22 protein-coding genes and 1 pseudogene are annotated in these 20,502 nt (G+C 70.7%); 9 read left to right on the top strand and 14 right to left on the bottom strand.

What is annotated here, in order from left to right; translation table 11 throughout:
• Positions 1-10: 10 nt before the first annotated feature.
• Together AC0VYN_RS16020 and AC0VYN_RS16015 are read left to right on the top strand one after the other, a co-directional pair.
• On the top strand, positions 11-904 hold the full coding sequence (locus AC0VYN_RS16020; RefSeq protein ID WP_475536585.1) for an NADP-dependent oxidoreductase: 894 nt from the start codon (positions 11-13) through the stop codon (positions 902-904).
• A gap of 171 nt (positions 905-1,075) precedes the next feature.
• Entirely contained in the window at positions 1,076-1,939 is an 864-nt protein-coding gene (locus tag AC0VYN_RS16015; protein ID WP_475536584.1) for an alpha/beta hydrolase, read from the top strand.
• A gap of 60 nt (positions 1,940-1,999) precedes the next feature.
• Here the strand turns inward: AC0VYN_RS16015 and AC0VYN_RS16010 are convergent, their stop codons facing one another.
• On the bottom strand, positions 2,000-2,614 hold the full coding sequence (locus AC0VYN_RS16010) for an SUKH-4 family immunity protein (protein ID WP_475536583.1): 615 nt from the start codon (positions 2,612-2,614) through the stop codon (positions 2,000-2,002).
• Between the two features lie 224 nt (positions 2,615-2,838).
• Here AC0VYN_RS16010 and AC0VYN_RS16005 point away from each other — a divergent pair, with 224 nt between their 5' ends.
• On the top strand, positions 2,839-3,237 hold the full coding sequence (locus tag AC0VYN_RS16005; RefSeq protein WP_475536582.1) for an ATP-binding protein: 399 nt from the start codon (positions 2,839-2,841) through the stop codon (positions 3,235-3,237).
• 85 nt (positions 3,238-3,322) lie between these two features.
• Here the strand turns inward: AC0VYN_RS16005 and AC0VYN_RS16000 are convergent, their stop codons facing one another.
• Entirely contained in the window at positions 3,323-3,787 is a 465-nt protein-coding gene (locus AC0VYN_RS16000) for a MarR family winged helix-turn-helix transcriptional regulator (RefSeq protein ID WP_475536581.1), read from the bottom strand.
• A gap of 148 nt (positions 3,788-3,935) precedes the next feature.
• On the opposite strand from AC0VYN_RS16000, the gene AC0VYN_RS15995 reads away from it, so the two are divergent.
• From AC0VYN_RS15995 to AC0VYN_RS15975, 5 genes and pseudogenes are all read left to right on the top strand, one after another.
• The gene (locus AC0VYN_RS15995) at positions 3,936-5,162 is read left to right on the top strand and encodes an MFS transporter (RefSeq protein WP_475536580.1); all 1,227 of its coding nucleotides are present in this window, start codon (positions 3,936-3,938) and stop codon (positions 5,160-5,162) included.
• Between the two features lie 137 nt (positions 5,163-5,299).
• Positions 5,300-6,081 (top strand): annotated as a pseudogene (locus AC0VYN_RS15990) (aldo/keto reductase).
• A 203-nt stretch (positions 6,082-6,284) separates the two neighbouring features.
• Entirely contained in the window at positions 6,285-7,511 is a 1,227-nt protein-coding gene (gene thrS, locus AC0VYN_RS15985; RefSeq protein WP_475536579.1) for a threonine--tRNA ligase, read from the top strand.
• A 78-nt stretch (positions 7,512-7,589) separates the two neighbouring features.
• Positions 7,590-8,291, top strand: coding sequence for a 2-phosphosulfolactate phosphatase (locus AC0VYN_RS15980; RefSeq protein ID WP_475536578.1), 702 nt, complete (start codon positions 7,590-7,592; stop codon positions 8,289-8,291).
• A gap of 139 nt (positions 8,292-8,430) precedes the next feature.
• Positions 8,431-9,075: a dihydrofolate reductase family protein gene (locus AC0VYN_RS15975; RefSeq protein WP_475536577.1), complete on the top strand. Its 645-nt coding sequence runs from the start codon at positions 8,431-8,433 to the stop codon at positions 9,073-9,075.
• Positions 9,076-9,214: 139 nt separating this feature from the next.
• On the opposite strand, the gene AC0VYN_RS15970 is transcribed toward AC0VYN_RS15975, so the two are convergent.
• Together AC0VYN_RS15970 and AC0VYN_RS15965 are read right to left on the bottom strand one after the other, a co-directional pair.
• Positions 9,215-9,598 (bottom strand): DUF6281 family protein, encoded by a 384-nt coding sequence (locus tag AC0VYN_RS15970; RefSeq protein ID WP_475536576.1) that lies wholly within the window; start codon positions 9,596-9,598, stop codon positions 9,215-9,217.
• Positions 9,599-9,743: 145 nt separating this feature from the next.
• The gene (locus AC0VYN_RS15965; RefSeq protein WP_475536575.1) at positions 9,744-10,127 is read right to left on the bottom strand and encodes an STAS domain-containing protein; all 384 of its coding nucleotides are present in this window, start codon (positions 10,125-10,127) and stop codon (positions 9,744-9,746) included.
• Between the two features lie 104 nt (positions 10,128-10,231).
• Here AC0VYN_RS15965 and AC0VYN_RS15960 point away from each other — a divergent pair, with 104 nt between their 5' ends.
• A complete protein-coding gene (locus AC0VYN_RS15960) occupies positions 10,232-10,591 on the top strand; it encodes a helix-turn-helix transcriptional regulator (RefSeq protein WP_475536574.1) in 360 nt (119 codons plus the stop codon).
• Positions 10,592-10,748: 157 nt separating this feature from the next.
• On the opposite strand, the gene AC0VYN_RS15955 is transcribed toward AC0VYN_RS15960, so the two are convergent.
• The 10 genes from AC0VYN_RS15955 to AC0VYN_RS15910 form a co-directional block, all read right to left on the bottom strand.
• On the bottom strand, positions 10,749-11,513 hold the full coding sequence (locus AC0VYN_RS15955) for an ABC transporter ATP-binding protein (protein ID WP_475536573.1): 765 nt from the start codon (positions 11,511-11,513) through the stop codon (positions 10,749-10,751).
• A complete protein-coding gene (locus tag AC0VYN_RS15950) occupies positions 11,510-12,310 on the bottom strand; it encodes an ATP-binding cassette domain-containing protein (RefSeq protein ID WP_475536572.1) in 801 nt (266 codons plus the stop codon). The genes AC0VYN_RS15955 and AC0VYN_RS15950 overlap by 4 nt, the downstream gene beginning before the upstream one ends.
• Positions 12,307-13,179: an ABC transporter permease gene (locus tag AC0VYN_RS15945; protein WP_475536571.1), complete on the bottom strand. Its 873-nt coding sequence runs from the start codon at positions 13,177-13,179 to the stop codon at positions 12,307-12,309. The genes AC0VYN_RS15950 and AC0VYN_RS15945 overlap by 4 nt, the downstream gene beginning before the upstream one ends.
• Entirely contained in the window at positions 13,176-14,141 is a 966-nt protein-coding gene (locus tag AC0VYN_RS15940; protein ID WP_475536570.1) for an ABC transporter permease, read from the bottom strand. Before AC0VYN_RS15940 ends, AC0VYN_RS15945 begins: the two co-directional genes overlap by 4 nt.
• Positions 14,141-15,658 (bottom strand): ABC transporter substrate-binding protein, encoded by a 1,518-nt coding sequence (locus tag AC0VYN_RS15935; RefSeq protein WP_475536569.1) that lies wholly within the window; start codon positions 15,656-15,658, stop codon positions 14,141-14,143. Before AC0VYN_RS15935 ends, AC0VYN_RS15940 begins: the two co-directional genes overlap by 1 nt.
• 46 nt (positions 15,659-15,704) lie before the next feature.
• Positions 15,705-16,433, bottom strand: coding sequence for a DUF1684 domain-containing protein (locus AC0VYN_RS15930; RefSeq protein WP_475536568.1), 729 nt, complete (start codon positions 16,431-16,433; stop codon positions 15,705-15,707).
• A gap of 235 nt (positions 16,434-16,668) precedes the next feature.
• Positions 16,669-16,998 carry an STAS domain-containing protein gene (locus tag AC0VYN_RS15925; RefSeq protein ID WP_475536567.1) on the bottom strand — a complete coding sequence of 110 codons (330 nt, stop codon included), beginning with the start codon at positions 16,996-16,998 and terminating at the stop codon, positions 16,669-16,671.
• Entirely contained in the window at positions 16,995-18,287 is a 1,293-nt protein-coding gene (locus tag AC0VYN_RS15920) for a PP2C family protein-serine/threonine phosphatase (protein ID WP_475536566.1), read from the bottom strand. Before AC0VYN_RS15920 ends, AC0VYN_RS15925 begins: the two co-directional genes overlap by 4 nt.
• Entirely contained in the window at positions 18,287-19,090 is an 804-nt protein-coding gene (locus AC0VYN_RS15915; RefSeq protein ID WP_475536565.1) for an alpha/beta fold hydrolase, read from the bottom strand. Before AC0VYN_RS15915 ends, AC0VYN_RS15920 begins: the two co-directional genes overlap by 1 nt.
• A gap of 238 nt (positions 19,091-19,328) precedes the next feature.
• On the bottom strand, positions 19,329-20,495 hold the full coding sequence (locus AC0VYN_RS15910; RefSeq protein WP_475536564.1) for a PP2C family protein-serine/threonine phosphatase: 1,167 nt from the start codon (positions 20,493-20,495) through the stop codon (positions 19,329-19,331).
• Positions 20,496-20,502 lie beyond the last annotated feature (7 nt).

The raw sequence follows: 20,502 nt of genomic DNA, 5'->3' as shown, positions 1-20,502 counted from the left end.
TGTCCGCCGCATGAAGAAAGTGAGCTTCGCCGAGTTCGGCGGTCCGGACGTTCTGCAACTCATTGATGCCGAGGAGCCCCACGCAGGCCCCGGCCAGATACGCGTCGCCGTCCGGGCGGCGGGCGTGAACCCCGTCGACTGGAGAGTCCGTGAAGGTCAGGTCCTGAAAGCCCATCCGATCGAGCTGCCTGCCGGAGTCGGGCTGGACGCCGCCGGCGTGGTGGACGAGATCGGCGAAGGCGTGGAAGGTGTCGAGATCGGTGCCCGAGTGTTCGGCGAAGGCTCCAGCACCTACGCCGAGTTCGCCGTACTGTCCGCCTGGGCCCGTATGCCCGAGGGGCTGACGTTCGAGGAGGCCGCCGGGTATCCCTCCGTGGTGGAGACGGCGCTGCGCGTCATCCGCGAGGTGGGTGTCCATCCCGGCCAGACGCTGCTGGTCAGCGGTGCGTCCGGTGGAGTCGGATCGGCGGTGCTGCAGATCGCTCGCGACCGCGGCATCAAGGTGATCGGCACGGCCGGGGCCGGCAACCAGGACTATCTGATCGGCCTGGGCGCCCTCGCCACGACGTACGGTGAAGGCTGGGTCGAGCGGGTGCGGCAGCTCGGCCATGTCGACGCGGCCCTCGATCTGGCCGGCTCGGGGGTGATCCGTGACCTCGTCGAGTTGACCGGGGATCCGCGGAAGGTGGTCTCGATCGCCGATCTCGGTGCGCCGGAACTCGGAGTCCGGTTCTCCGGCGTGGCCGGCAGCGTGCCGGATGCGCTCGCCGAGGCCGTCGACCTCATCTCGCGGGGGAGGCTCCACATCCCGGTCGAGAAGGCGTACCCGCTCGCCGAGGCCGCGGCGGCGCACATCGACAGCCAGGCCGGTCACACGCGCGGGCGTCGGGTCGTGGTCGTCTGAGCCGCTTCCCGCGCGGTGCACAACACCTCACGGTGCACTCGTCCGGGGTAGTGCGGATGATCTCCGACTGAGTACGGTGAAGCCCCGGTTGAGGGGGAGCCGTCACAAGCCGCCCTCATCACTGGGCACTTCACCCCACTCTCTTGTCATCGCCGGAAAGTGAGCACACAGATGCAACCGACGTTCGTCCTGGTGCACGGGGCCTTCGCGAACTCCTTCTCCTTCGCACCGCTCCAGGCCGAACTCGGCCTCCTCGGGCACCGCTCCGTCGCCGTCGACCTTCCGGGGCACGGATTCGCGGCGACGTACCCGCGCGCCTACCAGGCACCGCAGGACCTCGAAGGGCTCGCCACCGCGCCGGGGGCCATCAAGGGCGTCACGCTCGCCGACAACGCCGCGCACCTCATCGCCGTATTGGAGCGGGCCAAGCGGAACGGCCCCGTCATTCTCGTCTCCCACAGCCGCGGCGGCATGACGGCCACCGTCGCGGCCAACCAGCGCCCCGACCTGATCGACCGCATCGTCTACGTCTCCGCCTGGTGCCCCGTCGACCTCGACATCAGCGCCTACTACGCCGAGCCCGAGATGGCCACCGTCGACGTCGCGGGGGTGGCCTCGGCGATGGTCGGGAACCCTGCCGAACTCGGGCTGCTGCGCTCCAACTTCCGCACCGCCGACCCCGGTGTCCTCGCGGCCTTCAAGGCGGCCTTCCTCGCCGACGGGACGGAGGACGAGTTCATGGTCTTCCTCAACACCTTCCAGCCCGACGAGAACCTCGACGTCGGCACACCCGACGACCGGGCACGGGCCGAGACCTGGGGACGCATCCCCAGGACGTACATCCGGCTGACCGAGGACACCAGCGTGCCGCTCGCCATGCAGGACCGGATGATCCGCGAGGGCGACGCGCTGACGCCGGAGAACCCCTACGACGTCCGCACACTCACCAGCAGCCATCTGCACTGGCTGGTCGACCCGGCGCCGGCGGCCCGAGTCCTGAGCGAACTCGCCGCGCTCCCGCCCGTCGGATCATGACCGGAGCCCGCTGAACCAGGCGGCGCCGGGGGGGATTTCCGGGGCGACGAGGACTGGCGGTCACCCGCTGAGCGAGCGGGCTCCCGGGCTGTCGCCCCGGAACCGCTGCCCCGCCGCGATCTCGTCGCCGACCACCGACCAGACGGTCTCCTCGTCCTGGAAGAGGAGCGGGTCGACGCCACTCGTCTCCTGACGGATGCGTTCGACCTCACGGTCCAGGCGCTCGAAGCCGGCCTCTTCGTCGCCGTCGTGCTCGAAGGTGAACTCCTCGAGCAGGCGCTGGAACCTGAGGGCGACCTGGACGAGGGAGGAGACGTCCGTGTGGAGCACCCGCGCGGTGTGCTCGTCCGGGTCGAAGGCGTGCACCGTGCCCGAACCGGGGTCGAGGGCGAGGTGTGCGTTGAGCAGCCAGCCGATGACCGGCCATTCTCCCGCGCCTTCCGCCGCGTCCTCGAAGTACTCGGTGTCGACGACGTCCTGGACGAGGTGCAGCCGGCCGGTGTCCTCGTCGGGCTCCCGCAGCCAGAGCGTCCCGGTGGGGACGCCGACGCTCTGCAGAAGGCGGGCGCCCTCGGTGGCCCCGGCGGAGGGCGAGAAGGCGTTGGCGGGCAGGGCCGCGATCCGGTCCTCGCCGAAGATCTGGGCGAGTCCGCCGCGGGTGACGTCGAAAAGCACTGCCGAAACTCCGAACTCCGCTGCGACACAACTGTGATCGGGCACACGGTAACAGCGACGCCCCGGCTCGCTCGTCCCGGAGTTCGTTCCGTCAGCCCGGAGTCCGGTCCACCACCCCTCGGTTCCCCGGAGAGTGGCTGCTTCACCCGGCATTCCAGGGGTATTCGCGAAGAAGAGTCATCCAGCTTGGGGGAAGTGCAGTGGACCGATCGTCACTACGGGCAGTGGGCTGGGCGCGTTCGCTGCCCCTGCAGAGCACTCCGAAGGCAGCTCGTGACTGGGCCCTCGGACACCTGAAGACGCTCGACTGGACCGACAGCGCTCCGCAGACCGTGGACGCCGTCCTGATCACCGTGTCCGAACTGGTCACGAACGCCCACGTCCACGCGCACTCCCATGCGCAGTTGGTGATGACCTGGGACGGTCGATGTCTGCACGTCGCGGTGCGGGACGGCTCCAGCGAGCTGCCGAGAACGCGTCCGCCGAGCAGCCAGCGCCTCGGCGGACGGGGCATGCTCCTCGTCGAGGCGCTGGCCGACGAGTGGGAAGCCCACCCGTGCCAGGACGGCAAGACGGTCATCGCCTGCTTCCGCCCGCCCACCGAGGCCGAGGAAGCCCGCTGATCCTGCCGCGCGCCTGCCGCCGGGGCGGCGCGCGGCCTGGCGCTCCGCGGCGGTCGACTGCCGACGGGGTGTGAAGGGCCGGGGCTCAGACCTCGACCAGGAGTGACGTCCGGCTGACGGCCCGTACGAGCGGGGCCGGGCCGGGTTCGGTCGCGGCGCGGGCGAGCGCTTCCCGCAGCGCTTCGTCGCTGGTCGGGCGGGCCTGTTCCAGCAGGACGAGTCCCGCTTCGGAGACGTTCGCGTAGATGCCGCGCCGGTCGGTCGGACACAGGTACCGCGAGAGCAGACCGCGGTCCTCCAGGCGCGTGACGAGGCGGGTGGTGGCGCTCCGGCTGAGGACGACGGCGTCGGCGACCTGCTTCATCTGGAGATGGCCGCCCTCCCCGTCGTGCTGACGGCTGAGGACGTCGAGCAGCGAGTACTCCCGCACGCTGAGGCCGTGGCCTGTCTGAAGGGCACGCTCGAGGTGCGACTCGATCCTGCCGTGGAGCAGGGACAGGGCGCACCAGCTCTGCGCGAGGGCGGTGAGCGCGGGGCCGGTGGCGGTCATCTGTCACCCGTCCTTCCCGGGATCCCGACGAGGCTCCGGTCATGGTGAGGCAGACGCCACTATGCCGCGCTTGCAATTATCAAGCGCATGCAATTATTGTGCTTGCTCGTAAGGCGCTATCGCAACACCCCTCCGGGAAGGCTTCACCATGCCTCTTGCGCTCCTGGCCCTAGCCATCGGGGCCTTCGGCATAGGCACCACCGAATTCGTCATCATGGGCCTGCTGCCCGACGTCGCCGCCACCTACGGCGTCTCGGTGCCGACCGCCGGGTTCCTCGTCACCGGATACGCCCTGGGCGTCATGTTCGGTGCGCCGCTGATGACCGTGCTCGGCACGAGGATCTCCCGCAAGAACATGCTCATGCTGCTCATGGGCCTGTTCATCGTGGGCAACATCGTCTCGGCCGTCGCCCCGGTCTTCGGCGTCATGCTGATCGGCCGCGTGGTCGCCTCGCTGGCGCACGGCGCGTTCTTCGGCATCGGCTCCGTCGTCGCGGCCGAGCTGGTCGCCCCGGACAAGAAGGCCGGCGCCATCTCCATGATGTTCACCGGCCTGACCGTCGCCAATGTCGTCGGTGTGCCGCTCGGCACGTTCCTCGGGCAGAGCGCCGGCTGGCGCGCCACCTTCTTCGCGGTCGCCGCGCTCGGGGTCGTCGGCCTGGCCGGCATAGCCCGCCTCGTGCCCGACATGCCGAAGCCCGAGGGCGTGCGGCTGCGGCACGAGGTGGCGGCCTTCAAGAACGTGCAGGTGCTGCTCGCCATGGCGATGACGGTGCTCGGCTTCGGCGGCGTCTTCGCGGCCATCACCTACATCGCACCGATGATGACCGACGTCGCCGGCTACGCGGAGTCGTCCGTGACGTGGCTCCTGGTGCTGTTCGGCCTCGGTATGGTCACGGGCAACCTCATCGGCGGAAAGTTCGCCGACCGCAGCCTCATGCCGATGCTCTTCACCGCGCTGGGCGGCCTGGCCGTGGTCCTGGCCCTGTTCACGCTGGGCGCGCACAACAAGATCACCGCGGCCGTGGCCGTGTTCCTCATCGGAGCCCTGGGCTTCGCCACGGTCCCGCCGCTCCAGAAGCGCGTCCTGGATCACGCTCACGGAGCACCGACCCTCGCGTCCGCCGTCAACATCGGCGCCTTCAATCTGGGCAACGCGCTCTCGGCCTGGCTCGGCGGCCTCGTCATCGCCGCCGGCCTCGGCTACACGTCGCCCAACTGGGTGGGCGCGGTCCTCGCCGCCTCGGCCCTGCTCCTCGCCCTGGTGTCGGCCTTCCTGGAGCGTCGTGCCCCCGAGCGCCACTCCCCCGCCGCCACCGCACCGGCAGCCGGGCCCCAGGCCCCGGACGAGCGGCCCGTGCCGGCACACCACTGACCAGGCACCGCGACACCCCCACAGATCGACCCTCCCCGCCGGCAACCAGCGAGACCGGCAGACAGACAAAGGCAAGGAAGAACATCGTGAGTTCCGTCCCCACCGTCCCCACCGTCATCCTCAACAACGGCGTCTCCATGCCGCGGCTCGGCTTCGGCGTCTTCCAGGTCCCCGACGAGGAGACCACCACCGCCGTCTCCACCGCCCTCGAGGCCGGCTACCGCAGCATCGACACCGCCGCGATCTACGGCAACGAACGCGGTGTGGGACGGGCTCTCGCCGACTCCGCATCGCCCGCGACGAACTGTTCGTCACCACCAAGCTGTGGAACGCGGACCAGGGCTACGACGCGACACTCGCCGCGTTCGACGCGTCCCTGGACAAGCTCGGCCTCGACCACGTCGACCTGTACCTCGTCCACTGGCCGGCTCCGGCCCGGGACCTGTACCTCGACACGTGGCGTGCGCTCGAGAAGCTGTACGCCGACGGGCGCACCCGTGCCATCGGCGTCTCCAACTTCCAGCCCGCGCACCTGGAACGCCTGCTCGGCGCCTCGTCGATCGTCCCGGCCGTGAACCAGATCGAGCTGCACCCGGGTCTCCAGCAGCGCGAGCTGCGCGACTTCCACGCCCGCCACGGCATCGTCACCGAGGCGTGGAGCCCGCTCGCCCAGGGCGCGGTCCTCAAGGACGACGCGATCACCGGCATCGCCGCCGAGCACGGCAAGAGCCCGGCTCAGGTGGTCCTGCGCTGGCACCTGCAGACCGGCAACGTCGTGATCCCCAAGTCGGTCACCGAGGCCCGCATCCGGGAGAACCTCGACGTCTTCGACTTCGAGCTCGGCCCGCAGGAGATCGAGGCACTCGCTTCGCTGGACCGCGGGATGCGCACGGGCCCGGACCCCGACACCCTCGACTGACTATCGGAGCCGGCCGCGTCGCGGAAATGAGCGTGTGGACGTCGCCGCTCCCTGTTACGGTCTCCGGCATGAAGCGCGCTGCTGTGACGACGACGCCGGAGAGTGTCCCGGCGCGCTGACAGATGTCTGGTCCGAAGCCCCGGGGCGAGTGCCCCGGGGCTTCGTCCTGCGGTCACCCGCCCGACATCCGCGAGGAGACCGCCATGCACGACCACCGCAAGCTCGGCCGTGATCTGGGCCTGTTCGACACCGACCCGCTGATCGGCGCCGGCCTGCCGTACTGGCTGCCCGACGGAGCGACCGTACGGCACACCCTGGAGGAGTACATCCGCGCCGCCGAGCGGCAGGCGGGATACCGCCACGTGTACTCACCGGTCATCGGCAAGCGTGAGCTGTACGAGATCTCCGGACACTGGGCGCACTACAGCGACGACATGTTCCCGCCGATGGAACTCGGCGGTGAGCAGGTCCTCCTGCGGCCGAGCCTGTGCCCGCACCACGCGGTGATCTACCGCTCCCGCTCGCGCAGTTACCGTGAGCTGCCGCTGCGCATGGCCGAGCTGGGAGGCATGTACCGTTCCGAGCCGTCGGGCGTGCTCGGCGGGCTGACCCGGGTGCGGGCCATCCAGCTCAACGACGCGCACATCTTCTGCACCCTGGACCAGGTCGCCGAGGAGGCGCGGGCTGCGTTGGAGATGATCCGCCGGGCGTACGAGGCGCTCGGCATCACCCCGGCCCGCTACCGGCTCTCGCTGCCGGGTCCCGGCGGCAAGTACGTCGCCGCGCCCGAGAAGTGGCAGCGGTCCACCGCACTGCTGGCCGACGTCCTCGACCGCTCCGGTCTTCCCTACGAGGCGGCCGAGGGAGAGGCGGCGTTCTACGGCCCCAAGATCGACGTCCAGGTCGCCGACGGCGCCGGCCGGGAGTCCACCCTGTCCACCGTCCAGGTCGACTTCCACCAGCCCGAGCGGTTCGGCCTGCGCTACACCGGCGCGGACGGCGCCAGGCACCGCCCGGTCATGGTGCACCGGAGCGTCATCGGCAGTGTCGAACGTGCCGTCGCGCACCTCGTCGAACAGCACGGCGGCGCCTTCCCCGCCTGGCTGGCCCCCACTCAACTGGTCGTTCTGCCCGTCTCCGACACCGAACTGCCGGATGCCGCGGCCCTGGTCCGGCGCTGCACCCGTCTCGGCCTGCGTGCCGAGATCTCGGCACCGGAGCGCGGCAGCCTGGGTGCCAGGATCAGGCAGGCCCGTCTGGTCCCCTACCAAGCCGTCATCGGCGCCGCGGAGGCCGCGGACGGTCGCGTCGCACTGCGCCTGCGCGACGGACGCCGGCTCGACCCCTGGCCGGCCAGTGAGGTGCTCACCCGCATCAGCACCCTCGTCGAGGCCCACAGCTGCGTCCTGTGGGGCGACGCCCCCTCCTGACGGTCGCCTGATCACCGACTCGATGCCGACGCGCATTCTCAGGGGCGTTCCGGGGCGGGCATGCGCGATCATGACCGGATGGACGCTCGTTTCCTCGGCATCGCCGAGCTGGTCGAAGTTCCGTCGGTGGCGGTCGTGGTCGACGTCATGCGCGCTTACACGGTGGCGGCCTGGGCCTTCGCCCGAGGGGCGGAGAAGATCGTTCTCGCCGAGTCGCTCGACGAGGCCCTGGCGCTCAAGGCCCGCCACCCGGATTGGGTGGCGCTCAAGGACGGTCCGCCCGCGCTCGGGTTCGACGCCGTCAATTCGCCGGGGCTACTGCGGTCCGCCGACCTCGGCGGGCGGACCGTCGTGCAGAAGACCACGGCGGGTACGGTCGGCGCCCTCGCGGTCAAGGAGGCGTCGCTGGTGCTGTGCGCCGGCTTCGTGGTGGCGGAGGCGACGGCCCGGCTCCTGCGGACACGCGGGAGCGACCGTGTCACCTTCGTGGTCACCGGCGAGGACGGGCGGGCCGAGGAGGACCTGGCCTGCGCTCAGTACATAGCCCGGCGGGCCACCGGGGCCGGGACGGACGCGGCGGAGTTCCTCCGCCGTGCCGGCCGGTCACGGGCCGCCGCCGAGCTGGCGCAGGGCGTGCGCCAGGGAGCCCACCCGGACGACGTCGCGCTCTGTCTCGAGCTCGACCGCTTCCCCTTCGCCATGGTGGCCGCCCTGGAGGACTCGCTCATGGTCCTGCGTCCGCACGCCGTGCCGTCGCCGGCCGACGAGGCGACAATCTGATCACCGACGACGTTCGGCCGAGCGGAATGCGACGCGCCTCGGAAGACGTCGCGGGCCGCTGTCGATCGGGCCTCGTCCCGTTCGACGTCATGGTGTGCGGCGCCTCGCCGCACGACGCGACCACTCGACGAGGGAACACGTGGATCAACTGCTGAGAGTCATGAACTTCAACGTCTCGAGCGACGGAGTCGGTGCCGGTGAGCACCAGAGCCTCGAGCGGCCGTTCGGTCTCGACCATGCCGAGAGGCTGTTCGCCTGGGCCGGAGCCACCGCGTCCTGGCCCATGCGCACGGACCCTGGGGGCAGCCGGGGCCTCGACGACTACTTCACGCGGGACTTCGCCCGCAACATCGGCGCCGAAATCATGGGCCGCAACAAGTTCGGCCCCCAGCGCGGGCCGTGGCAGGACCACGAGTGGCGCGGCTGGTGGGGAGAGGAGCCGCCCTTCCGTACTCCGGTGTTCGTCATGACCCATCACGGGCGTCCCTCGTTCACGCTCTCCGACACCACCTTCCACTTCGTCGACGGCGACCCGGCCACCGTCCTCGCACAGGCCCGGGAGGCGGCGCGGGGCAAGGACGTCCGACTCGGCGGCGGGGTCACCACCGTCCGGCAGTTCCTCGACGCGGACCTCGTCGACACCCTGCACGTGGCGGTCTCGCCGGTGGAGTTCGGGCCCGGCCTCCGGCTCTGGGAGTCGCCCGACGAGCTGCTCGACCGGTTCCATCTGGAGGTCGTGCCCAGTCCGAGCGGCGTGACGCACCACCTGTTCTGGCGGAGGTGACACGGGGCCCCGCGGATGCGGGCCCCGTTTCCCCGTGCCGGGCGGTGAGTACGCCGGGGTGGCGGGCGCCGGCGGCGGCGAACCGGCGCGGCGCTCCGGGTGGCGGGCCCGGCCTACGGGGCCGGGCCCGCCACCCCGCTCACGAGCCGTCGAACAGCTTCTCCACCTCGGGCGGAAGCTCCGTGCCGGAGTAGACGGCGACGAACCGGGCCTCGCCGGGTGTGTCGCCGACCGCGATGGCGACGCGAGGCGGGACGCCGTCGACCTCGTACGCGGTCACCGTCGTCCCCGGCTCGTCGGCCTGGTCCCCGCCGGTGTCGTCGCAGGCCGGCTCGGTCGCGGCTCCGAGCCTCCGCCCTACCGTGAACTCAACGTTCGCGACATCCTGGTAGGCCCGGTCCTGGTACAGGATCCGAAAGGCACAGGATGCCGACGCGTGACCGTCGACGCGGCTGCCCGCCGTGCACGCGACTGCCGACACCATCACGGCCGCCAGCGTCATGGACCACCCGGTCCGGTTCATCGAACCCCTCCTCGACGAAATGCTCAGCCGGCCGGTGTGTCCGGCCGCATGAGGAGGACGGAGTGGATGCCGCAATCGTTCGAGCAGTCACCGGCCAGCTTGCCGGACCTGTCGGCTCAGGTCGCCTGCCGGGCCCTGCCGCGCCTCAGCAGGCCGCGGCCTCCTCGAGCGTCGCTCGCACGCTCAGAACGGTGTCCATACCGGTCAGCTGGAGGAGCCGGCGCAACTGCTGGGTCGGCGCGGCCACGCGGAAGTCGGTCGACTGATGGGCGAGTATCAGCAGATTCAGCAGGGTCGAGTCCGCGAAGGTGACGCCGGAGGCGTCCAGAACCACCCTCGGATGCTCCTTGGCCGCGGCGTCCAGCGCGTCCGCCAGGGGCGTGATCGAGTGCATGTCGTACGCCCCTCGTGCGCCGACGACCCAGGCGCCGCACCATTCGTACTGCGCCACCATGGCCTCGTCCAGGACCTGCAGCCGGCTTTCCTCGCCGTCGTTCGAGTGTCCTCCGACCGCTTCGTCCACAGACACCTTGGGACCCTCCTGCGTCTCCCCCGCCAAATCCTGTCACCTGTTGCGCGAAAAGTATGTCATGCATTAGGCGTCCGGCAAACACGGTCCCTAAAATGCTGTGCATGGTTGAAGTGCCTGGATCTCACACCGGATGGACGTTCGTCACCAACCACGCGCGTGTACTGGCGGCCATCGCCGACAATCCGAACGTCCGGATCCGCCACATCGCCGCCCACTGCCGGCTCACCGAGCGCGCCGTCCAGCGGATCATCTCCGACCTCGAGCAGGACGGATACCTCTCGCACACGCGCGACGGACGTACGAACACCTACCGCATCGAGCCGGACAAGGTGCTGCGGCACCCGGCGGAGGCGGGACTGTCGGTCGCCGCGCTGCTCTCCCTGCTCGTCCAGGACGAGACCGACCACGCGCGGCCCGGCAGCCTGTCACCCCGCCTGGCCGGTGCCGGCGACGCACGGTAGGGAGCGGATCACGGGCCCGCGGTCGACCGGCGAAGCCCGCTCCGCACCGACCGCGGCATCGGAAAGGGAAGGGCCGCTCAGACCTCCCCAGGCATCGCGGCCCTTCCCTGCCTGCGCGTGACTACCCAGCCGGGGCGATCTCAGTCCTGTGATCTTCTCAGGCGGGCAGGCGGGGCACGCTGTCGATCAGGCGGCGGGTGTAGGAGTGGGCGGGTTCGCCGAGAACGCGGGCGGTGTCGCCTTGCTCGACGACCCGACCGCGTTCCAGAACGGCGGTGCGTTCGCACAGGGTCGCCACGACCGACAGGTCGTGGGAGACCATCACCAGCGTCAGGCCGCGCTCCCGCTTCAGTTCGTCCAGCAGGTCGACGACCTTCACACGGGTGGTGACGTCGAGGGCGCTGACGGGCTCGTCGGCGAGCAGGACACGGGGCCGGCACACGGTGGCGCGGGCGATGGCGATGCGCTGGCGCTGACCGCCGGAGAACTCGTGCGGATACCGTTCGGCGGCGTCGGCCGGCAGACCCACCGCCTCCAGCGCCGCGGCCACCTTCGGCGCGGCGCCCGCCCGGTTGTCCAGGCCTAGGGACCGCAGCGGTTCGGCGACGATCGAGCCGACCCGGCGGCGCGGGTCGAGGGAGGAGTAGGGGTCCTGGAAGACGCACTGGACGCTGCGCCGGAAGCGCCGCATCTGCTCCCTGTCGCGCAGGGCGAGGGGCGCGCCGTCGAAGCGGACCGTGCCGGCGGTGGGGCGGGCGAGGCCGAGGAGCAGGCGCAGCAGCGTGGTCTTGCCCGCGCCGGACTCGCCGACGAGGGCGAGGCTCTCTCCCGGGCGCACGGCGAGGGACACGTCGGAGACCACGTCGGTGCGGGCCCCGCGGTAGCGTGCGGACACGTCTGCGAGCTCCAGCACGGGGGTCACGGCGCGCTCCTCAGGTTCAGGGCGGATTCCAGCGCGCGGGCGCTGGCGGCCAGGTTCCTGGTGTACTCCTGGCGGGGGGCGCCCACGATGTCGCGCACCGGGCCCTCCTCGACGGCCCGGCCGTCCTTCATGACCAGGACGCGGTCGGTGACCTTGGCGACGACGGCGAGGTCGTGGCTGACGAACAGCACGGCCATTTCCCGTTCCCGGACGAGGGTGTCGATCAGGCCGAGCATCTCGGCCTGGACCGACACGTCGAGGGCGGTGGTCGGTTCGTCGGCGATGAGCAGCGCCGGCTCGCACGCGAGGGCGGCGGCGAGGGCGACGCGCTGCCGCTGGCCGCCGGAGATCTCGTGCGGGAAGGCACGGGCGATGCGCTCGGGCTCGGGCAGCCGCACCTGCGCGAGGGCGTCGAGGGTGGCGGCGCGCAGTCTGCCGCCCCGCAGGCCGGTGCGCCTGCCCAGGGGGCCGGCGATCTGCCGGCCGACCCGCATCAGGGGGTCGAGGGCGGTCAGCGGCTCCTGGAAGACGACGGCGGCGTCCCGGCCGCGGACGGCGGTCAGTTCCTTCTCGCGAGCGCCGAGGATCTGCGTGCCGGCGAGGACGACGCTGCCGGTGGCGGTCATGCCCTCGGGGAGCAGGCCCAGCACCGCGAGGGTGGTCAGGGACTTGCCGGAGCCCGATTCTCCGATCAGGCCGAGGCGTTCGCCGCCCGCGAGGGTGAGGGACAGGTCGGTGACGAGGGGCCGTCCGTCGGCGGTGCGGACGGTCAGTCCCTGGACGTCGAGGAGGGTCATGTCCGCCTCCCGCGGCCGGCCGGGTCGAGGACGTCGCGCAGCCCGTCGGCGATCAGGTTGACGCCGATCACGAGGAGCACGAGGAGGATGCCGGGGGCGAGGGCGCCGGCCGGGGCGGTGGTGAAGGTCGCCTGGGCCTCCTGGAGCAGGCGCCCCCAGGAGGCGTTGGGCGGCGGGGCGCCCAGTCCCAGGTAGGACAGGCCGGCCTCGGCGAGGACGGCGAGACCGAACTGGAGGGCCAGGTTGACCACCAGGGTGGGCCAGATGTTCGGCAGGACGTGGCCGGCGACGGTGCGGGGCCAGGAGGTGCCGGAGGTCCGGGCGGCGGTGATGTAGTCCTGAGTGAGGACCCGCTTGACCAGGATGCGGACGAGACGGGCCACGACCGCGCTCTGCGCCAGCCCGATGGCGAGGATCGCCGAGCCGAGGGTGGCCGAGCGGGCGGCGACGACGAGCATCGCCAGCAGCAGCGTCGGGAAGGCGATGAGGATGTCGAGGAACGCGGAGAGCGTGTCGTCGAGCCAGCCCTGTGCGAAGGCCGCGAGCACGCCGAGGGTGACGCCGATGAGCGCGGCGACGGTGACGGAGCCGAGCCCCGCGCCGAAGGCGATGCGGGCGCCGGTCATGAGCTGGGTGAACAGGTCCCGGCCCAGCTTGTCGGTGCCCAGCAGGTGCCCCTCCCCCGGTCCGGCGAGGCGTCCGCCGGTGGTGTCGTCGGGGCTGTAGGGCAGCCACAGGAACGACACGAGGGCGAGCAGCGCGACCAGGCCGGTCAGGACGCAGCCCACGACGAGGGTGACGGATCGCCGGCGGGGACGCCGGCCCGTGGCCGGTTCGGCCGGGCGGGCCAGCAGGTCCGTGGTGGTCATCGGGCGCCTCCGGAGAGCCGCCCGCGCAGCCGCGGGTCGACGATCCTCTGGACGAGGTCGGCGAGGAAGCCGATGAGCAGCACCGCGAGGGTGGACACGAACAGCACGCCCTGGATCACCGGGTAGTCGTGCTGGGTGACGCCGGTGGCGAGCAGCGATCCCAGGCCGGGCAGCGCGTACACGGACTCCACGACGACGGCGCCCAGCAGGGTGGAGGCGAGTTCGATGCCGAGGATGGAGATGACCGGGACCGAGGCGTTGCGCAGGCCGTGCCTGCGCATGGCGGTGCCGAAGCTCTCGCCGAGGGCGCGGGCGGTGCGCAGGTAGTCGCTGCCGAGTACGTCCAGGGTGGCGGAACGGACGTACCGGATGAGGGAGGCGCTCATCACCAGGGCGATGGTGACGACCGGCAGGACCAGGGAGCGGATCGCGTCGGCGGGTGCCGCCCAGCCGTCCTGCGGGAAGCCGCCGGAGGGCAGCCAGCCCGCGTTCAGCGCGAAGACGGCGATGAGGATCATGCCGAGCCAGAACACGGGGACGGCGATGCCGAGCTGGGAGACGCCGCTGAGCAGGGCGCCGTACCAGGTGCGGCGCTTGTACGCGGCGACGAACCCGGCGGGGACGGCGACGAGGACCGCGAGGACGAACGCGGCCAGGGTGAGCGGCACGGTGACGTTCAGTCGGGCGGTGACCTCGGGGCCGACGGGCAGCGAGCTGACGAAGGAGGTGCCGAGGTCGCCGCTCGCCAGCTGCCCGATCCAGTGGGTGAACTGCTCGGGCAGCGGCCGGTCGGAGCCTATGGAGCGACGGGCCGCGGCGATCTGCTCGGGGCTGGCGCCGACCGACGTCAGGGCGTTGGCCGGGTCCCCGGGGAGCATGCGCAGCAGCACGAACAGCACCACGCTCGCCAGGACCAGCGACACGACCAGGAAGGCGAGCCGGCGCAGCAGGTAGCGGCCCATCAGCCCTTCTTCTGGATGTCGTAGGCGTAGAACTGGGAGTTCAGGCCGTTGAGCGGGTAGCCGGAGAGCTTGCTGTTGGCCACCACGATCTGCGGGTACAGGTACAGCCAGTCGCTGGCCGCGTCCTCGGCGGTCCTGCGGTTGACCTTCTTCAGCAGCTCGGTCTGCTCGGCGGTGGTGGAGGCCTTCTCGGCCTGCTCGACCCACGCGGTGACCTGCTTGTTGTCGTAGCCCCAGTAGAAGTCGGGGTTGCCGTACCAGACGAGGTCGCGGTCGTTGACGTGCTCCTGGAGCGTCGCCGTGAAGTCGTGGTTCTTGTAGACCTTCGTGTACCACTCGTCGGGCGTGATCGTGTTGATCTTGACGGTGATGCCGACCTTGGCGAGTTCGGACTTGATGAACGTCGCGGCCGTCGGGTGCGGGTCGTAGTTGGGGGTGTCGAGGGTGAAGGTGAAGCCGTCCTTGTAACCGGCCTCGGCGAGCAGCTTCCTGGCCTTGTCCACGTCGTGGGCGTTGACGTCGGTGAGGTCCTCGTACCACGGGTCGGTGGGCGGGACCATCGATCCGATGGGCTGGCCGTAGTCGCCCCAGACGGACTGGAGGAGCTTCTTGTCGTCGATGGCCGCGGAGACCGCCTGCCGGACCTTGACGTTGTCGAAGGGCTTGGCCCTGTCGTTGAACGCGAGCAGCAGCTTGGTGGTGGAGTCGCCGTCGTTGACCTTGTAGTTCCGGTTGTTCTTGAACTGCTCCAGGGCGTCGGGCGACTGCTCGCTGGTGACCACGTCGACGGCGTTGGTCAGCAGCGCGTTGTTCAGGGCCGTGGCGTCCTTGTAGTAGTGGAAGACCACTTCCTTGTTGGCGGCGGCGTCGCCCCAGTAGCCCGCGAACCGCTTGAGGCCGAGGGCCGAGCCGCGGGTCCACTTGGTGAGCGTGTAGGGGCCGGTGCCGTCCTCGGTGGTCTTGAGGTTCTTCGCCTCGGAGTTGATGATCCAGACGTAGGACAGGTTGTAGGCGAAGGAGATCGACTTCTGCGACAGCGTGACCTTCACGGTCTTCGCGTCGGGCGTGGCGATGTCCTTGACGACTTCGAGGTTGCTCTTGCGGGCGGACTGCGAGTCGTCGGCGAGGACCTTCTCCAGGCTGTACTTGACGTCGGCGCTGGTGAGTTCCTTGCCGCTGTGGAACTTCACGCCGTCGCGGAGGGTGAAGGTGTACGTCAGGCCGTCGTCGCCGACCTCGTAGTCGGAGGCGAGGAGCTTCTCCACGTCGCCGTCGTCGGTGAGCCGGAACAGCCCTTCGTAGACGTTGCCGTTGAGGGCCTCGGTGACGCCCTGGCCGCCGCCGGCGGTGTTGTCGAGGTTCTGCGGTTCGTAGAGCGAACCGATGTTGACCGTGGCGTCCTTGTCCCAGGTGCCGCCGGCGGAGGCGGTTCCGTTGGATCCGCCGCAGGCGGTGAGGGCCAGGGAGAGGGTCGCGGCGGCGGTGACGGCGTACAGGGACGTCTTCTTGGGGCTCATGGCGTAAGGGTGCTTTCGTGCGGTGGTGCGGGAGGAAGGAGGCCGGTCAGTGCCGGCCGGTGAAGCCGTCGCGGAAGACGGGGAGCTTCTCGCCGGCCGCTACGGGCAGGTGGAAGCGGTTCTGCCGCGGCGGCATCGGACAGTTGTACTGGTCCGAGAACCCGCAGGGCGGTACGAAGGCCCGGTTGAAGTCGAGGATCACGCGGTGTTCGTCGTCTGTGCGCTCCACGAAGAGGAAGCGTCCGGCGCCGTAGGTGCTGTCGCCGTTGGTGGGGTCGCCGAAGACGAGGAGCAGGGTGCCGTCGTCGTCGAAGGCGCTCAGGGTGTAGTCGCGGCCGTCCACGGTGAGGGCGATGTCGCCGGGGACGACGAGGTCACGGGTGCCGCCGTTGTCCCGGATGTGCTCGAAGGCGACTCGCCGGGCGCCGGGGACCGGGGTGTAGACGGCTTCGAGGACCCAGGCGGGGTCGTAGGCGAAGACGTCCACACGGTCGAAGGCGGTCAGGGCGGGTGCCGCGGCGTCCCAGAAGCGCAGGCCGTGCTCGGGCTCGCCGGTGACCATGTCGGTGCGGCTGAGGGTGGTGACGGTGACCGTGTCAGGGCTGCCCGCCCGGGCCGCGTCCACGTCGGGGCGCTCCCCCGCCGGCAGCCAGCGGGTCTCGACGAGAGCGAGATTGCCCGTGGGGGCGGTGAGGGCCACGCGGCGCCCGGCGCACCAGTCCTTCCAGCGTTCCTCGGGATCGACTGGGGGCACTGCGGGGGCGGGCTGGTGCACGGCATGCTCATTCGGCTAGGAGGACGGCCGGTCTACGACGGAGTGTCAATACATGGCCAAAGCAACTTCTTTATCTTTCATAAGCCCATCTAATGTCAAACGGACGTTTCACCTAATGAGACCACTGGTGGACAGGGTACGGCGGCACGGCCCCGCGGCGGAGGCGAGCAGGGCTGGCCGGCGCCCGCCGTACTGCTCGACGCCGGGGTCGTCGCCGCCCGCGAGGGGCCTGGTGCTAGGCGGACGCGCTGTCCGGCAGCAGGGCGAAGACCTGGTCGAGGCCGACGATGCGCAGCACGCGCAGGGTGTGGTCGGGGACGGAGGCGAGCGCCATGTCGGCCTGGGCGGCCTGGGCGTGGTTGCGGACGACGATCAGGGCGGTGATGCCGCTGGAGTCGCAGAACGTCATGCCGCCCAGATCCAGGACGAGGCGCTGGCCCGGCCGGAGGTCGAGCCCGGCGAGCAGTCCGCGCAACTGGTCGGCGGTGTCGAAGTCGAGGTCTCCGACGATTCCCAGAACGGGCCCGGTGCGGTCATCCCGCATCGTGATGTTCAACGGGCTCACGCGGAGGCCTCCGTCCAAGGGACGGGGGCGGAGGCGGGGACGCCGAGCGCGAGCAGGGCGGTGTCGTCGTCGAGGCCGTCTCCGAAGCCGTCCAGGAGCCCGGTCACGGCCTGGACCACGGCCTGCGGGGACTCGCCGGCGTGGCCGGCGGCGAAGCCGAGCAGGGCCTCGTCCCCGAACAGGTCGGCGCGGTCCTCACCGGTGCGGGCCTCGGTGAGGCCGTCGGTGTACAGCAGAAGGGTGTCACCGCGGGTGAGGACGGTCGCGGTGGTGACGAAGGTGGCGTCGGGCAGCACGCCGACGAGGAGACCACCGGGGGTGGGCATGTAGTCGGCCTTGCCGTCCGCACGCAGCAGGAGGGCCGGCGGGTGCCCGCCCGAGGCGATGCGGACGGTGACGTGCCCGGTGGCGGGGTCGGGCTCGAGGATGCCGTAGATCACGGTGCAGTAGCGCGGGTCACCGCTCGTGTAGCGCTCGTGGAGCACCCTGTTGAGGGTCGTCAGGGCAGAGACGGGATCAGGGTCGTGCAGGGCCGCGGCGCGCAGGGTGTAGCGGGTCAGCGAGGTGACCGCGGCCGCCTCCGGTCCCTTGCCGCACACATCACCCAGGAAGAAGGCGAAGCGGCCGCCGTCGATGGGGAAGAGGTCGTAGAAGTCGCCGCCGAGCCGGTCGGGGGACGCGGCGCGGTAGTGCACGGCGGCCTCCATGCCCGGCACGGCGGTCAGGGTGGCGGGGAGCAGCGACTGCTGGAGTACGGCCAGGGCGTCCTGCAGCCGCGCCCGGTCGGCCTCCGCCTGCCTGCGCGCCTCCTCCGCCGCCTTCCGGGCGCGCAGGAGCTCGTCCTCGTAGGCGCGGCGGTCCCGGGCGTCGAAGACGGTGGTGCGGATCAGCAGGGGCTCGCCGGTGCTGCCGCGCTTGACCACGGAGGAGATCAGCACCGGTATCCGGCCGCCACCCGTCTGCTTGATCTCCAGGGCGATGCCGTTGATCTCGCCCTGCATCCGCAGCAGGGGCGCGAAGTGCGTCTCGTGGTAGAGCTTGCCGCCCACGGTCAGCAGTTCGGTGAACCGCATACGGCCGACCACCGCGTCCCGCTCCATGCCGAGCCAGTTCAGCAACGTGGAGTTGATCTTGGCGATGGTGCCGTCCATCAGTGTGGACAGGTACCCGCACGGCGCGCTTTCGTAGAGTTCCTCCGCGCTGTCCTCCAGGAGCGCGGCGAATACCGCGTCCGATGCCTTGTCGTTGTCCGGGTCGTGCGGGTCGGGTTGCTGGCCCGTGCGGCACATCACCGCAGCCGCGCCAGGAAATCGGTGATCGCCTCGTTGGTGGCCTCCGGCGCGGACAGGTGCGGGCAGTGCCCGACGGCGTCGAGCGTGACCAGTTGCGAGCCGGGGATCGTGCGGTGGACGAAGGCGCCGACCTCACGCGGGGCGATGGCGTCCTGGGTGCAGTCCAGCACCAGCGTCGGTACGGCCACGCCCTTCAGCTCGTCCCGCGTGTCCGACAGGAACGTGGTCCGCGCGAAGACCCGCGCCATGTCCGGGTCGGTGGCGCAGAAACTGTTCTTCAGCTCCTCGCCGAGCTCGGGCCGCTCCGGGTTGCCCATGATCACCGGTGCCATCGCCGCCGACCAGCCCAGATAGTTCGACTCCAGGGACGTCAGCAGCTCGTCGATGTCCTCGGCGCTGAAGCCGCCCCGGTAGTCGTCGTCGTCGATGTACCGCGGGGACGGAGCCACCATGACCAGCGCTCCGATCCGCTCCGGGGCCATCGCGGCGGCCAGTACTCCGACCATCGCGCTCACCGAGTGCCCCACGAACACCGCGTCGCGCAGGTCGAGGGCCTCGCATACCTCCACCGCGTCCCGGGCGTAGCCCTCCAGAGAGGCGTACCGGTCCTCCGTGAACGCGGCCAGGTCCGAGCGGCCGGCCCCCACGTAGTCGAACAGCACCACCCGGTACTTCTCCGCCAGCGCGGGCACCGTCAGACGCCACATGTTCTGATCACAACCGAACCCGTGGGCCAGCACTACCGTGCGCCCCAGCGGATTGCCGGTGACCGTGACGTGGTTCCTGCGCTCGATGTTCATGACACCACTCTCTCAAACCCGCCCACTGCCCGGCGTCCGGCCGCGGCACTCCCTGAACGGGGACCGCACTCACCAGGGGAGTGCGCCCGAGTCCTGGACGGAAACCATGAGATAGATCACCAGGGCATGAGGGCGAGGAGCACGATGCCGGCGAGAACCTTCGCCCACACCGCTGTCCTGCCCCGGCCTTCGGTCGACATGATCACTCTCACAGGTGCGGGGTCCGGTCGCCGACGCATCAGCGGGACGGGGCTCCGTGCCAGTCCAGGACCATGACGGTAGCGTCGTCCTGAAGCCCCCCGTGACAGGCGTCACGGACGGCGGCCGTGAGGACACGGACGGTTTCCCTGGGATGCAGGGCACGGGTGTCGCGGACGAGCGCGGGCAGGGCGACAGCGGCAGCACCGCGGTCCTGCATGCCGTCGGTGAGCAGGACCAGCCGGTCTTCCGGCTGCAGGTGCAGCTCCTGCAGCCGGAAGGGAATCGGGGAGACCACGCCGAACGGAAGGTTTACGGCGAGTCTGACTTCCTCCACGGTGTCGCCGCGGACCCGCAGGGGCCAGGGATGCCCGGCGTTGACGAGTTCCGCGACGCCGGTTTCCAGGTCGACGCACAGCAGCTGCCCGGTGGCCAGACCGCGTCCGTAGGCCAGCAGGGCCTCGTGGGCCTGCTCGGCCTGCTGGAGGGCGTCGCAGCCGCCGCGGCGGGACCGGCGCAGTGCGGCGACCAGCAGGGTGGCCAGCAGGGCGGAGTCGGTGTCGTGGCCCATGGCGTCCGTGATGGACAGGTGCAGGCTGTCGCTGTCGAGGCTGTAGTCGTACGTGTCGCCACCGATGTCGTCGGCCGGGACCAGCCCCGCCGCCAGGGTGAACTGGTCGGCCTCGCAGCAGGGGGCGGAGGGCAGCAACCGGTGCTGGATCTCGGCGGCCATGCTGGTCGCGGTGGTGCGCTGGCCCACGTGGTACACGTCGGTGAAGCGGCGGTCCGTCACGATGATGTAGGCCAGCGCGTGCGCGGCCTCGCCCACCTGTCTGAGGACGGTGTCGTCGGCGTGCTGCAGGGTCACCTCCAGCACGCCGATGCAGTCGCCGCGGTTGCTGACCGGGGTGATGACGCGCTGGCCGCCCCGGCCGTCCGGTTCCACGTGCGGGCGCTGGCTCCTCAGGACGGTGTCGTAGACGCTGCCCTCCAGGTCCGTCGGCGCGGTCTCGGCCGCGAGGTCGCCGTCCACGACGGCGGGCAGCCTCACCAGCCGTTGCCCGATGAGGTCGACGAAGAGGAAGGACACGCGCTCGGCCCCGAAGCGCTTCTGCAGGTCCCGAGCGACCACGTCGACGGACCTTCCGGGTGGCGCCGCTTCCGCAGCGGCCAGCAGCTGTCCCAGTTCCACGTCCCCACCGTCCACGGCAACC

The organism is Streptomyces sp. 63XJN7_1_ISO-PGPR-S23-121 (assembly GCF_056173025.1).
The sequence above is the reverse complement of the archived record's forward strand: the minus strand, read 5'-3'. Positions and strand labels throughout refer to the sequence as shown.